This window comes from Kitasatospora sp. NPDC001159 (assembly GCF_053598235.1).
Window position 1 is genome coordinate 194,256 of record NZ_JBSFJV010000002.1, and the last position, 13,605, is coordinate 207,860.

Sequence of the window (13,605 nt, forward strand, 5' to 3'; positions counted from 1 at the left end):
CCCGTTGTCGGGTCCGGGCGCACGCGCATGCCACACTCATGGCATGCGCGTGTACCTGGGCTCCGACCATGCCGGATACGAACTGAAGAACCACCTGGTGGAGTGGCTGAAGGGGGCCGGCCACGAGCCGGTCGACTGCGGGCCGCACATCTACGACGCCGAGGACGACTACCCGCCGTTCTGCCTGCGCGCCGCCGAGCGCACCGCCGCCGACCCGGAGGCCCTGGGCATCGTGATCGGCGGCTCGGGCAACGGCGAGGCGATCGCCGCCAACAAGGTCAAGGGCGTCCGCGCGGCGCTGGCCTGGAGCGTGCTGACCGCCGAGCTCGGCCGTCAGCACAACAACGCCAACGTGATCTCCATCGGTGGGCGCATGCACACCGTCGAGGAGGCCACCGAGTTCGTCGAGGTCTTCCTCAACACCCCCTACAGCGGCGAGTCGCGGCACACCCGCCGGATCGAGATGCTGAGCGAGTACGAGACCACCGGCGAGCTCCCGCCGATCCCGGCCCACCACCCGCAGGGCTGATCCCGCCCCCACCCGTCCCCGACGGCCGGCCGCACCTCCCGTGCGGCCGGCCGCCGCCGTTTCCGCCCGGGGCCCGGTAGGGATCCGCGAGACCCGCCGCAAGCCCCGGACCTGTGGGATCGGCCACAGGCCCCGGCGCGCGCACACCCCCGCACGCAGGGCGCGCACACCGCGCGCCTGTTCCGTACGCCCAACCGGCGTACGCCTCCTGACGGCGCGCCCGGCACCGCTCCGATCGGCCGAAACCCGCTGAGCGCCCCGCGCGCCGACGCCGTCGACCGCCCCCGAGCCGTCGACGCCGGGCCGCACCCGTGGATAGGGTCGGGCCCCATGGCTGGCAGACCGCCGGGCGCAACGCCCCAGACGACTGCGACGAGGCCCGGCGTCGCCCCGGCGTCCGAGCCCGTGACGGCCCGGCTGCGCAAGAGGCTCCGCCGGGTCCGCCGAAGGCTGCGCACGGCCGGTGTCGACTACTTCCGCGGCGGCGCCGCCGACTGGCCGGTGCTCTGCGCGCTCGCCCTGCTCGTCCCGCTGCTGATCGTGCTCAACGTCTGGATCCCCGACTGGGCCCCGCCCACCGCCCTGGTCCTGCCGATCCTGGCCGGCGCGCTGCTGCTGCGCCCCGGCAGCCTGGTGGTGCTCTACGCGCTGGCCGCCCTCGGCCTGTCCGCCGAGTCCGTGATCCACACCGGCCAGCGGGTCGCCAGCGAGAACCCGGAGGCCTACGTCTACGGCGTCACCCCCGGCGCGGCCCTGGTGGTCGGCGCCGCCGGCGTGGGCGGCCTGCTGCTGGCCCAGTTCCGGGCCCGGGTCGGCGTGCCCTGGTGGGGCGGCTCCACCATGCTGTTCGACCTGCGCGAGCGGCTGCGGGTGCAGAGCCGGGTTCCCCGGCTGCCGGACGGCTGGCACGCCGACATGGCGCTGTGCCCGGCCGGCGGGCAGTCCTTCTCCGGCGACTTCGTGGTGGCCGCCCGCACCGGCCCCGGCCAGCGGCTGCTGGAGGTGGTCCTCGCGGACGTCTCCGGCAAGGGCATGGACGCCGGCTCCCGGGCGCTGCTGCTGTCCGGCGCCTTCGGCGGCCTGGTCGGCTCGCTGCCCGCGCACGACTTCCTGCCCGCCGCCAACGGCTACCTGCTGCGCCAGTCCTGGGAGGAGGGCTTCGCCACCGCCGTCCACCTGGTGCTGGACCTGGACACCGGCGAGTACGAGCTGCTCTCGGCCGGGCACCTGCCGGGCATGCAGCGGCTGGCGGGCGCCGGCCGCTGGGAGGTCAAGGAGGCCGAGGGCCCGCTGCTCGGGATCTACGACGGCGCCAAGTTCGAGGGCGTGCGCGGCCGGCTGAACCGCGGTGACGTGCTGATGCTCTGCACCGACGGCATGGTCGAGGCGCCGGGCCGGGACCTCGCCGAGGGCATGGACCGGCTGATGGGGGAGGCGGACCGACTGGTCCCCGGCGGTGCCCCGGGCACCGGTGCGGGGGCCGCGGCCGCGCTGATCGAGACGGTGGCCCGGGACATCAACGACGACCGCGCGGTCCTGCTGCTCTGGCGCGACTGACGGCACGTCCCGGCACGACGGGGCCGGATCCGCCGGACCCGACGTCACATGCCACCGGCACCCCGCTGTCAAGCCTGGCAGCTGATCTTCGGCCATATCGGACGCCCCGTCGGCTGACCGGATCAGCGGCTTCCGCTCCCTGCCCCCGGACGTTTCCCGGCCGCTCAGCACCGCCCCGCCGACCATTCGTCAGAACGGCTCCGCTATCGTCCCGGTCGGCGGAAACTCGTCTCGCATCGCAGGATATCGGCGTTGGGCTGACAGTCAGACCTTTACGCAATCGGCACGGTCGACCACACTGAGTCCGGGCGGGACTGTTCAGGATTCGGGGGATGGGGGGCGACACGTGCGGCACGTCAGACAGCGGTCGAGCGCGGGCTCCCTCACCGGCACTGCGCCGGACGGTCCGCGATTCCGCCTCGGGACCGTCGGACAGGCCGGGGTCCGGCTTCGCAGGTGCCGCCGGGCGGCGGCACCACGCTATGAAACGAGGAAGTGAGTCCGGGTGGCACTCTCCGTCTCCGCGCTGGTCCTGTTCGCGATCCTGTGCATCATCTTCATCCGGAACAAGCAGCTGAAGATCCCGCACGCGATCGTCGCCGCCCTGTTCGGCTTCATGCTGCACGAGACCACCATGGCGACCTCGATCAACTCCCTGCTGTCCAACTTGGCGCACAGCATCTCCAGCATCACCGGCGGCTGACCGGGCCGGGCCGCCGGGTCACCGGCCGGCCCGTCTGGCCTCCCGCCAGCGGGCGAACAGACCCCGGGGGCGTGCCGCCGCCGGGGCCGGGACGCGCAGGGGCGCGGGTGCCGCGGCACCCGTCGGCGCGGCCGTGACCGGCGCTGCCCGCTCCGCGGTCAGTAGTACGAACAGCCGTGCCCAGCACAGTCGTTCACCGCGCGGCCAGTCCAGCGCGCGGAGCGCCGCGGAGGCCGCCTCCGACACCTCGCCGCCCACCCGGACCTCGGCGACGTCGTCGCCCGCCTTCCCGCCCAGGAAGAGCTTCACCCCCACCGGGCCCGGCCCGGTCAGCTCCGCGCGCAGCGCGGGCGCCAGCGCCGGCAGCACCCGGTGCTCGGCGAGCCACGCCGCCAGGTGCTCGTTGCCGAAGCCGAACACCGCTGCCGGGCCCTGCACCGCGCGCCAGCCCGGGAGTTCGGGCAGATCGGGGTGGTCGGCGTGCACCCCGCGCCCGTCCGCCAGCTCGACCAGCACCGAGGCGGTGGTGGTCGCCCACATCTTCACGGCGTTCGCGAGCTTCTCCTCCTCGGTCTTGCCGAGGCCCGCCGCGCAGTCCCAGACCACCGGCGCGCCCGCCCGGCCCAGCTGCAGCACGAAGCCGAGGTCCACGTGCCCGGCGCCGTCGTCCCCGGGGTGCTCGCGCACCGCCACCGCCGTGGTGTCCGGGCCGCGCACGACCTCGCCGTCCGGATGGAACTCCTGGCCCAGTCGCGCCATCTCCCGGACCACACAGCGCTGTATGACGGCCAGTCGCTCCTGCGGATGCACCGGGACTCCTCCACCTCGGGAGCGCGCCGGCTGAGGTCGCGCTCGAACTGCGCTCGAACGCAGCCGAGGCTATCGGCCCGACCGTCAACCGGGAAACCGCCCGGACCCCCGGGTCCTCCGGTCGCGGAAATGTCCCGAATGCCCCACTTTGGGGAGCGGAACCTGAAGGCCGCCCGCCTGGAGAACCCGCATGCCCCGCACCGACCTGACGCCCCTTCCGCCGCTCGGGACCCCCCTTTCGGGGCTACTGGTTTCGGGGCTACTGGCGGGTCCGGACGGCTCCGGCCTGGTCGCCGAGATCGAGGCCTACCTCGCCTCGCTGCCCGCCCCCGCGCGCACCCCGGCGCCGTACGTCTGCCGGTACGGCAGCACCCTGCGCCCCTGGAGCGCCGGCCACCCGGTGCCCCGGGCCACCCTGCTCGACCGGGCGCTGCGCCGCCCCGCCCGGCCCGTCCCGGTCAGCGCCGCCGACCACCTGCGGCTCGCCTCCCGCTACATCGGCGCCCACGGCTGGCTGCAGGGCGCGATGTGGGACCAGGCCGGCCGGGTCTGCCTGCTCGGCGCCCAGGCCGCGGTCCTGGCGCACGGCTACGGCACCCCGGTGACCGTGTGCACCGCCCGGGTCCAGCTGATGGAGGTGCTGCACGCCACCGGGCGCCCGGCGCGTTCCCCGGACGAGTACAACGACCGCCCCGCCACCCGGGAGGGTGATGTGCACCAGCTGCTCGACCGGGCCGCCGCCCGGGCCGCCCGGCTCGGGCTCTGAGGCCGCCGGGGCCTCCCGGGGCCCGGGATGCCGGGAACGCCGACGGCCCCGGTGCGCTGGGCGCACCGGGGCCGGACCGGAAGAGCGGGCGACGAGAATCGAACTCGCGTGACTAGTTTGGAAGACTAGGGCTCTACCATTGAGCTACGCCCGCGCGACCCCCCGAGCCGTTTCCGGCCGGAAGTTCGGGAGACAGCGTACCTGGTCCGGCCGCTCCCGTGCACACCGCATTCGTCGCGCACCCTCTTCCGCCCCGCCCCGAAATAGTCGACGAGCCGTGCAGGCCCGGCGTGTACGCTTCCTCTCGGCACCACGGGGTGTGGCGCAGTTTGGTAGCGCGTCCGCTTTGGGAGCGGAAGGCCGTCGGTTCGAATCCGGTCACCCCGACAGTGAGTGCGCAGGGTCTCGCCCACCGGGCGGGGCCCTGTTCTGTTGGGGCGGTACGGTGGCGTCTGGCGTCCGCCTTTCGTGGTACCGGTAGGATGGGGCGCTGGCGGTAGTCCCTGTGGCGTCCACCCAGGTCAACCGCACGAGGGCGAGGAGTCAAGCTCACCGTCCACCCACACGGGAGATGCAGCTCCAACCGCCCATCGCCCGTCTCGCCCGAACCACCCGTACCGGCTCCGGCCGGGCGGAACGGATCGGGCGGAGGCAACCTGACCGCAAGCCCATAGGAGACCTAACCGTGAAGAGCGCCGTCGAGACTCTGAACCCGACCCGGGTTCGACTCACCGTCGAGGTGCCCTTCGAGGAGCTCAAGCCCAGCCTCGACGCGGCGTACAAGAAGATCAACCAGCAGGTCACGGTTCCGGGCTTCCGCAAGGGCAAGATCCCGGCTCGCGTCATCGACCAGCGTTTCGGCCGTGGCGCCGTGCTGGAGGAGGCCGTCAACGACGCCCTGCCGCGCTTCTACACGCAGGCCGTCGACGAGGGCAAGATCGAGGTCCTCGGCCAGCCCGACATCACCAACATCGAGGGTGTCGAGAAGATCGCCGACGGCGGTGACCTGAAGTTCACCGCCGAGGTGGACATCCGCCCGGAGATCACCCTGCCGGAGTTCTCCTCCATCGAGGTGACCGTCGACCCGATCGCCGTCTCCGACGAGGACATCGAGAAGTCGCTGGAGCAGCTGCGCGAGCGCTTCTCCTCGGTCAAGGACGTCGAGCGCGCCGCCGCCGCCGGTGACATCGTGGTCGTGGACCTCGTCGCCAAGGTCGACGGCGAGGTGCCGGAGGACGGCACCGCCAACGGCGTCAGCTACGAGATCGGCTCGGGCCGCCTGATCGACGGCATCGACGAGGCCGTGACCGGCCTGTCCGCCGGCGAGGAGAAGACCTTCAGCACCGAGCTCAAGGGCGGCACCCAGGCGGGCAAGACCTCCGAGGTCACCGTCACCGTCACCGCCGTCCAGGAGAAGGAGCTGCCGGAGCTGGACGACGAGTTCGCCCAGCTGGCCAGCGAGTTCGACACCCTGGAGGACCTGCGCGCCGACTCCCGCAAGCGCCTGGAGCGCATGAAGGAGTACGACCAGGCCACCCAGGCCCAGGAGAAGGTGCTGGACGCGCTGCTCGCGCTGGTTGAGATCGAGTACCCCGAGAAGCTCCTCAAGGACGAGATCGAGACCCGCAAGCACAACGTCGAGCACCACCAGCTCGAGCCGATGGGCCTGAACCTCGACACCTACCTGGAGACCCAGGGCAAGACCCGCGAGGAGTGGGACGCGGAGATCGAGGAGCAGGCGAAGAAGGGCATCAAGACCCAGTTCGTCCTGGACCAGATCGTCGCCAACGAGGAGCTGGGGGTTAACCAGGAGGAGCTCACCGAGCACCTCATCCGCCGCGCCGCCGGCTCGGGCCTCACCCCGGACCAGTTCGCCCAGCAGGTCGTCCAGGGCGGCCAGGTTCCACTGCTGGTCGGCGAGGTCGCCCGCGGCAAGGCGCTGGCCACCGTGGTCGAGGCCGCCAAGGTCGTCGACACCGAGGGCAACGAGATCAACTTCGATGACGACGAGGTCGACGAGGCGCAGTCGGGCGAGACCGTCGAGGCCGTCGAGGCCGTCGAGAGCGCCGAGGAGAACACCGAGGCCTGAGCCCCGGTAGCCCCCTGAGGCAGCACAGCGGGCCCGGACGCCGTACGGTGTCCGGGCCCGCTGTCGTCCCGCCCGCGCGCCGGCGCGACCCTGCGCTCACAGCGAACAGTTCTGCGTGAGGGATTCTGCGGCGCGGCCTGCGCGTTAGGGTCCTTGGACAGCAACAATCACGACGTGATACCCGGAAGCTGTGCGACACCGTGACGGCCGTGGAGCGACCGTCCAAATCGACTGAGCAGGTGGCTAAGTGACGTTCCCGCAGATGCAGATGCCTGGCCCGATGGCGCCGCACGCCGCCGCTGGTGACGTGCTCGGCGGCCTCGGCGACCAGGTCTACAACCGGCTGCTCAACGAGCGGATCATCTTCCTCGGCCAGCAGGTCGACGACGACATCGCCAACAAGATCACCGCCCAGCTGCTGCTGCTGGCCGCGGACCCGGAAAAGGACATCTTCCTCTACATCAACTCCCCGGGCGGCTCGATCTCGGCCGGCATGGCGATCTACGACACCATGCAGTACATCAAGAACGACGTCGTCACCATCGCGATGGGCATGGCCGCCTCGATGGGCCAGTTCCTGCTGACCGCCGGCGCCAAGGGCAAGCGCTTCTCGCTGCCGAACGCCAACATCCTGATGCACCAGCCCTCCGCGGGCCTCGGCGGCTCGGCCACCGACATCCGCATCCAGGCCGAGCAACTGCTCCGCACCAAGAAGCGGATGTCCGAGCTGATCTCCTTCCACAGCGGCCAGTCCTTCGAGCAGATCACCAGGGACTCCGACCGCGACCGCTGGTTCACTCCGGAGGAGGCCCAGGAGTACGGCCTGATCGACGCGATCATGCACAGCGCCGCGGACGTCCCCGGCGGCGGCGGCACGGGCGCCTGAGCCTCGGCCCGGCCCACGAGACCACAGCCCCAACGCCCCGGAGGACAAGAACCCCCATGAACATCCCCAGCCTGTCGGCCGCCAAGGCCCGCGTCGAGGACATGCGCGCCGAGGGCCGCTACATCGTCCCGCGCTTCGTCGAGCGCACCACGCAGGGCATCCGCGAGTACGACCCGTACGCCAAGCTGTTCGAGGAGCGCATCATCTTCCTCGGCTCGCAGGTGGACGACGTCTCGGCCAACGACATCATGGCGCAGCTGCTGTGCCTGGAGTCGATGGACCCGGACCGCGAGATCCAGATGTACATCAACTCGCCCGGCGGCTCGTTCACGGCCCTGACGGCCATCTACGACACGATGCAGTACGTGAAGCCGGACATCACCACGGTCTGCATGGGCCAGGCGGCCTCCGCCGCGGCCGTGCTGCTCGCCGCCGGCACCCCCGGCAAGCGGATGGCGCTGCCGAACGCCCGGATCCTGATCCACCAGCCGTACACCGAGACCGGCCGCGGTCAGGTGTCCGACCTGGAGATCCAGGCCAAGGAGATCTTCCGGATGCGCGAGCAGCTGGAGGAGATGCTCTCCAAGCACTCCAACAAGTCGGTCGAGCAGGTGCGCGAGGACATCGAGCGCGACAAGATCCTGACCGCCGAGGAGGCCGTCGAGTACGGCCTGGTCGACCAGATCATCTCCACCCGCAAGACCTCGCTGACCTCCTGAGGCCGGCACCGTCGGGGCGGGGCGCGCACCCGGTTGCGCGCCCCGCCCCGGCCTGTTGGCGGGCTCTGTCACGGCATCTGTTCGGTATCAATTCGCCCAGGGCGTAGGGCAGACCCGGCGAAGAGGACGGAATCACGGGTCCGGCAGAGTACCGTCGGATAGCGAGACCGAGCGCCGTCGGCGCGGACGGTCCACAGCACCAGGCCCCGAAACCCCGCGGGGCCCCTGGCGAAGGGGAAGCACCTCGTGGCACGCATCGGAGACGGTGGCGACCTGCTCAAGTGCTCGTTCTGCGGCAAGTCGCAGAAGCAGGTGAAGAAGCTGATCGCCGGCCCAGGCGTGTACATCTGCGACGAGTGCATCGACCTGTGCAACGAGATCATCGAGGAGGAACTCGCCGAGACCTCCGAGGTCCGCTTCGAGGAACTGCCGAAGCCGCGTGAGATCTACGAGTTCCTGGACCAGTACGTGGTCGGCCAGGACCTCGCCAAGAAGGCGCTGTCGGTCGCCGTCTACAACCACTACAAGCGCGTCCAGGCCGGTGAGGCCGGCCGCAGCGGCGGCAACGGCCGCGAGGACGCCATCGAGCTGGCCAAGTCCAACATCCTGCTGCTGGGCCCTACCGGCTCCGGCAAGACGCTGCTGGCGCAGACCCTGGCCCGGATGCTGAACGTGCCGTTCGCGATCGCGGACGCCACCGCGCTGACCGAGGCCGGCTACGTGGGCGAGGACGTCGAGAACATCCTGCTCAAGCTGATCCAGGCGGCCGACTACGACGTCAAGAAGGCCGAGACCGGGATCATCTACATCGACGAGATCGACAAGGTCGCCCGCAAGAGCGAGAACCCGTCGATCACCCGCGACGTCTCCGGCGAGGGCGTGCAGCAGGCGCTGCTGAAGATCCTGGAGGGCACCACCGCCTCGGTGCCGCCGCAGGGCGGGCGCAAGCACCCGCACCAGGAGTTCATCCAGATCGACACCACCAACGTGCTGTTCATCGTCGGCGGCGCGTTCGCCGGCCTGGAGCGGATCATCGAGGGCCGCGCGGGTGCCAAGGGCATCGGCTTCGGTGCCAACATCCGCTCCAAGCGCGAGTCGGACGCCAGCGACCACTTCCGCCAGGTGATGCCCGAGGACCTGGTGAAGTTCGGCATGATCCCCGAGTTCATCGGTCGTCTGCCGGTGATCACCAGCGTGCACAACCTCGACCGCGAGGCGCTGCTGCAGATCCTCACCGAGCCGAAGAACGCGCTGGTCAAGCAGTACCGCAAGCTCTTCGAACTGGACGGCGTGGAGCTGGAGTTCTCCCGGGACGCGCTGGAGGCGATCGCCGACCAGGCGATCCTGCGCGGCACCGGCGCGCGCGGTCTGCGGGCCATCATGGAGGAGGTGCTGATGTCCGTGATGTACGAGGTCCCCTCGCGCCAGGACGTCGCCCGCGTGGTGGTCACCGGGGACGTGGTCTCCAAGCACGCCATCCCCACCCTCGTCCCGCGCGACATGATCAAGCGCGAGCGCCGCGAGAAGAGCGCCTGACCCGACGGCCGTCATACGAAGGGGCCCCGCGTCCGGATCCGGTGCGGGGCCCCTTCGCATGAGGTGCGGGTTACTTGGCGACCTTCATGGCGTCGCGGATCGCCCGGGTCTTCTCCGCGGCCTGGTCCGGGGTGATGCCCTGGTTGCCGCCGTCACCGGTGGCGCTCAGGCTGAGGTGGGTGAAGGTGACCCGGCCGAAGGTGGACTTGTCCGCCCACACGCAGATCGTCGGCCCGGGCTTGCCCGCGATGACGCTGGCCACACCGCAGCTGAGCTTGCCCGAGGAGGCGTGGCTGTCCTTGGCGGGGTAGTCGGTCATCGGCGTGGTCCAGGTCAGCCCGCCGCTGTCCTTCTTGGAGTCCGCGATGATCTGGTCCGGGTCGTTGATGTCCCCGTAGATGCCGATGATCGAGAGGGAGTCCATGTTCTTGACGTCGGCGCCCTTGCTGTAGCTGGCCCCCAGCGCGTGCAGGTCCTTGCCGACCTTCGCGACGTCGGGCTTGCTCATGTCGGCGGCCTCCTCCTTCGCAGACTTCTGGACGTAGCCGTCCAGCAGCGTCTGCGGGGCGCTGAGCTTGTACTGGCCGCCCGCGTCGCTGCCGCCGAGGAACTTCCAGGCGGCGAAACCGCCGCCGCCCAGCACCAGGGCGCCGATCACCAGGCCGATCACCAGACCGCCCTTGCCCTTCTGCGGCTGCGTCGGGTAGCCGGGCTGCCCGTACGGAGCCTGCGGCGGCACGCCGTACGGTTGCTGCGGCGCGCCGTAGGGCTGCTGCTGCGGCGGGTACCCGTACTGGGGCTGCGGGGCGCCGTAGGGCTGCTGCGGCGGCTGACCGCCGTAGGGCTGACCGCCGTAGGGCTGACCCTGCGGATACTGCTGTCCCTGGCCGTACATCTGTCCTCGTGCTCCCCCGCCGCACCCGCGGCCGATCGTGGTGTTGGGTAGTTCCGTGCACGTCCGGATGCCTGGACGAGCGTCCGGGCACGCTACCGCACGGTGCCCGTGACGGGAGCGCCGGGCGGGGCGAGTCCACGGACCGAAAGCGGTTCGTAACCAGCGCCCGGGGTTACGTAAACTGTGCGTCGTGACCGACACGACGAACCAGCGCCCCGTGAGCACCACCGGGGACGATGCGGCAACCCTTCCGACGACCTACACCCCCGCGGACGTAGAGGGCGAGCTGTACGAGCGCTGGGTAGAGCGTGGCTACTTCACGGCGGACGCCAAGAGCGACAAGCCCCCGTTCACTATCGTCATCCCGCCGCCGAACGTCACCGGCAGCCTGCACCTCGGCCACGCCTTCGAGCACACGCTGATCGACGCGCTGGTGCGCCGCAAGCGGATGCAGGGCTACGAGGCGCTCTGGCAGCCCGGCATGGACCACGCCGGCATCGCCACCCAGAACGTGGTCGAGCGCGAGCTCGCCAAGGAGGGCAAGTCCCGCCACGACCTGGGCCGCGAGGCCTTCGTCGAGCGTGTCTGGAAGTGGAAGGCGGAGTCGGGAGGCCAGATCTCCGGCCAGATGCGCCGCCTCGGCGACGGCGTGGACTGGTCCCGCGAGCGCTTCACCATGGACGAGGGCCTCTCCCAGGCCGTCCAGACCATCTTCAAGAAGCTCTTCGACGACGAGCTGATCTACCGCGCCGAACGCATCATCAACTGGTGCCCGCGCTGCCTGACCGCCATCTCGGACATCGAGGTGGAGTACCAGGACGACGACGGCGAGCTGGTCTCGATCCGCTACGGCGAGGGCGAGAACTCCATCGTCGTCGCCACCACCCGCGCCGAGACGATGCTCGGTGACACCGCGGTCGCCGTCCACCCGGAGGACGAGCGCTACAAGCACCTGATCGGCACCGAGATCGAGCTGCCGCTGACCGGCCGCCGCATCCCGATCGTCGCCGACGCCCACGTCGACCCGGAGTTCGGCACCGGCGCCGTCAAGGTGACGCCCGCGCACGACCCCAACGACTTCGAGATCGGCCAGCGGCACAACCTGCCGAACATCGCCGTGATGGACGAGCACGCCGTCATCACCGCGCACGGCCCCTTCCTCGGCCTAGACCGCCTGGAGGCCCGCTCGGCGATCGTCGCCGCGCTGCGCGCCGAGGGCCGGATCGTCGCGGAGAAGCGCCCGTACGTCCACTCGGTGGGCCACTGCTCGCGCTGCAAGACCACCATCGAGCCGCGGCTGTCCATGCAGTGGTGGGTCAAGGTCGGCCCGCTCGCCAAGGCCGCCGGTGACGCGGTCCGCGACGGCAAGGTCAAGATCCACCCGCAGGAGATGGAGAAGCGGTACTTCGACTGGGTCGACAACCTGCACGACTGGTGCATCTCGCGCCAGCTGTGGTGGGGCCACCGCATCCCGGTCTGGTACGGCCCGAACGGCGAGATCGTCTGCGTCGGCCCCGACGAGCAGCCGCCCACCGGCGAGGGCTGGCACCAGGACACCGACGTCCTGGACACCTGGTTCTCCTCCGGACTGTGGCCGTTCTCCACGCTCGGCTGGCCGGAGCAGACCGAGAGCCTCGCGAAGTTCTACCCGAACTCCGTGCTGGTCACCGGCTACGACATCCTGTTCTTCTGGGTCGCCCGGATGATGATGTTCGGCCTCTACGCGATGGACGGCACCCCGCCGTTCCACACCATTGCGCTGCACGGCATGGTCCGTGACCAGAACGGCAAGAAGATGTCGAAGTCCTTCGGCAACGTGGTCAACCCGCTGGACTGGATGGACAAGTACGGCTCCGACGCGCTGCGCTTCACGCTCGCGCGCGGTGCCAACCCGGGTGTCGACGTGCCGATCGGCGAGGACTGGGTCCAGGCGGCCCGCAACTTCGCCAACAAGATCTGGAACGCCACCCGCTTCGCGCTGATGAACGGCGCCACCGTCGAGGGCCCGCTGCCCGCGCCGGAGGAGCTGACCGCGACCGACCGCTGGATCCTGTCGCGCCTGGGCAGCACCGTCGCCGAGGTGGACGGGCTGTACGAGGACTACCAGTTCTCCAAGCTCTCCGAGGCGCTGTACCACTTCGCGTGGGACGAGGTCTTCGACTGGTACGTCGAGCTCTCGAAGACCACCCTGGCCAAGGGCGGCCCGCAGGCCGACGCCGCGCGCCGGGTGCTCGGCGAGGTCCTGGACGTCACCCTGCGACTGCTGCACCCGATCGTGCCCTTCGTCACCGAGACGCTGTGGACCACCCTCACTGGTGCCGAGTCGGTGGTCATCGCCGACTGGCCGAAGGACAGCGGCTTCCGCGACTCCGAGGCCGAGGCCGAGATCGCCACGCTGCAGCAGGTCGTCACCGAGGTCCGCCGGTTCCGCACGGACCAGGGCCTCAAGCCGGGCCAGCGCGTCCCGGCCGCCCTGGAGCTGGACGGCACCGCGCTGTCCGCCCACGAGGACGCGATCCGCTCGCTGCTGCGGCTGACCGTGCCCGAGGAGGGCTTCGCGGCCACCGCCTCGCTGCCGGTGGCCGGCGCCACCGTCTCGCTGGACCTCTCCGGCACCATCGACGTCGCGGCGGAGCGCAAGCGCCTCGCCAAGGACCTCGCGGCCGCCGAGAAGGAGAAGGCCCAGACCACCGCCAAGCTCGGCAACGAGGCCTTCCTGTCCAAGGCGCCGGACGAGGTGGTCGCCAAGATCCGGGGCCGTCAGGAGGCCGCCGAGGCCGACATCGCCCGGATCACCGCCCAGCTCGCGGCGCTGCCGCAGGGCTGAGCCGCCCGCGCCCGTTGAGGGGCCGCACTCCGCGACACGCGGGGTGCGGCCCTCGGCGTTTTCCGGGCACCGCGCCGGTCGCCTTTTTCGCTACGCCTAATAGAGCAGCAACATTGCTCTCTTCCGGCGAATATTCATCCTGGACCGGGTGACGCCCTATTCCGAGCGAATTGATTCCGGTCTTGCCCGCGCGCGTTCGCGGAAGTTTGCAGGTCGGATGTGTACGGTGTGTACGGAGTTTCCGAAGGGCGTTTCTGCTGAGCGTTCCTGCTGAACGACGGACGGGAG

Annotated in this window: 11 protein-coding genes and 2 tRNA genes; 10 read left to right on the top strand and 3 right to left on the bottom strand. The window is 70.6% G+C overall.

Annotated elements, in window-relative coordinates; genetic code table 11:
- The first annotated feature begins 43 nt into the window (after positions 1–43).
- From ACWC9T_RS02355 to ACWC9T_RS02365, 3 genes are all read left to right on the top strand, one after another.
- Positions 44–529 carry a ribose-5-phosphate isomerase gene (locus ACWC9T_RS02355; RefSeq protein WP_449819165.1) on the top strand — a complete coding sequence of 162 codons (486 nt, stop codon included), beginning with the start codon at positions 44–46 and terminating at the stop codon, positions 527–529.
- Positions 530–859: 330 nt separating this feature from the next.
- The gene (locus ACWC9T_RS02360; protein ID WP_449819166.1) at positions 860–2,086 is read left to right on the top strand and encodes a PP2C family protein-serine/threonine phosphatase; all 1,227 of its coding nucleotides are present in this window, start codon (positions 860–862) and stop codon (positions 2,084–2,086) included.
- A 505-nt stretch (positions 2,087–2,591) separates the two neighbouring features.
- Positions 2,592–2,789: a hypothetical protein gene (locus ACWC9T_RS02365; protein ID WP_355669551.1), complete on the top strand. Its 198-nt coding sequence runs from the start codon at positions 2,592–2,594 to the stop codon at positions 2,787–2,789.
- Between the two features lie 18 nt (positions 2,790–2,807).
- Here ACWC9T_RS02365 and ACWC9T_RS02370 read toward each other — a convergent pair whose 3' ends face one another.
- The gene (locus tag ACWC9T_RS02370) at positions 2,808–3,599 is read right to left on the bottom strand and encodes a DUF6348 family protein (RefSeq protein WP_449819167.1); all 792 of its coding nucleotides are present in this window, start codon (positions 3,597–3,599) and stop codon (positions 2,808–2,810) included.
- 190 nt (positions 3,600–3,789) lie between these two features.
- Between ACWC9T_RS02370 and ACWC9T_RS02375 the strand changes: the two genes are divergently transcribed.
- Positions 3,790–4,365: a DUF6197 family protein gene (locus ACWC9T_RS02375; RefSeq protein WP_449819168.1), complete on the top strand. Its 576-nt coding sequence runs from the start codon at positions 3,790–3,792 to the stop codon at positions 4,363–4,365.
- 83 nt (positions 4,366–4,448) lie between these two features.
- Here ACWC9T_RS02375 and ACWC9T_RS02380 read toward each other — a convergent pair.
- A tRNA-Gly gene (locus tag ACWC9T_RS02380) sits at positions 4,449–4,519 on the bottom strand.
- Between the two features lie 159 nt (positions 4,520–4,678).
- Here ACWC9T_RS02380 and ACWC9T_RS02385 point away from each other — a divergent pair.
- The 5 genes from ACWC9T_RS02385 (at position 4,679) to clpX (ending at position 9,595) form a co-directional block, all read left to right on the top strand.
- Positions 4,679–4,752 (top strand) — tRNA-Pro (locus tag ACWC9T_RS02385).
- A gap of 298 nt (positions 4,753–5,050) precedes the next feature.
- Entirely contained in the window at positions 5,051–6,454 is a 1,404-nt protein-coding gene (tig, locus tag ACWC9T_RS02390; RefSeq protein WP_449819169.1) for a trigger factor, read from the top strand.
- Between the two features lie 268 nt (positions 6,455–6,722).
- Positions 6,723–7,340 (top strand): ATP-dependent Clp protease proteolytic subunit, encoded by a 618-nt coding sequence (locus ACWC9T_RS02395; RefSeq protein WP_449819197.1) that lies wholly within the window; start codon positions 6,723–6,725, stop codon positions 7,338–7,340.
- Positions 7,341–7,396: 56 nt separating this feature from the next.
- Entirely contained in the window at positions 7,397–8,059 is a 663-nt protein-coding gene (locus ACWC9T_RS02400) for an ATP-dependent Clp protease proteolytic subunit (protein ID WP_153460658.1), read from the top strand.
- Positions 8,060–8,305: 246 nt separating this feature from the next.
- Positions 8,306–9,595 (top strand): ATP-dependent Clp protease ATP-binding subunit ClpX, encoded by a 1,290-nt coding sequence (gene clpX, locus ACWC9T_RS02405; protein ID WP_063347569.1) that lies wholly within the window; start codon positions 8,306–8,308, stop codon positions 9,593–9,595.
- Positions 9,596–9,665: 70 nt separating this feature from the next.
- Here the strand turns inward: clpX and ACWC9T_RS02410 are convergent, their stop codons facing one another.
- Positions 9,666–10,490 carry a hypothetical protein gene (locus ACWC9T_RS02410; protein WP_449819170.1) on the bottom strand — a complete coding sequence of 275 codons (825 nt, stop codon included), beginning with the start codon at positions 10,488–10,490 and terminating at the stop codon, positions 9,666–9,668.
- A 190-nt stretch (positions 10,491–10,680) separates the two neighbouring features.
- Between ACWC9T_RS02410 and ACWC9T_RS02415 the strand changes: the two genes are divergently transcribed.
- A complete protein-coding gene (locus tag ACWC9T_RS02415) occupies positions 10,681–13,317 on the top strand; it encodes a valine--tRNA ligase (protein WP_449819171.1) in 2,637 nt (878 codons plus the stop codon).
- Positions 13,318–13,605: the final 288 nt, after the last annotated feature.

Coding starts and splice junctions, on each gene's coding strand:
- ACWC9T_RS02360 (WP_449819166.1), top strand. CDS start 860: ATGGCTGGCAGACCGCCGGGCGCAACGCCCCAGACGACTGCGACGAGG.
- ACWC9T_RS02375 (WP_449819168.1), top strand. CDS start 3,790: ATGCCCCGCACCGACCTGACGCCCCTTCCGCCGCTCGGGACCCCCCTT.
- ACWC9T_RS02400 (WP_153460658.1), top strand. CDS start 7,397: ATGAACATCCCCAGCCTGTCGGCCGCCAAGGCCCGCGTCGAGGACATG.
- ACWC9T_RS02410 (WP_449819170.1), bottom strand. CDS start 10,490: ATGTACGGCCAGGGACAGCAGTATCCGCAGGGTCAGCCCTACGGCGGT.
- ACWC9T_RS02395 (WP_449819197.1), top strand. CDS start 6,723: ATGCCTGGCCCGATGGCGCCGCACGCCGCCGCTGGTGACGTGCTCGGC.
- ACWC9T_RS02355 (WP_449819165.1), top strand. CDS start 44: ATGCGCGTGTACCTGGGCTCCGACCATGCCGGATACGAACTGAAGAAC.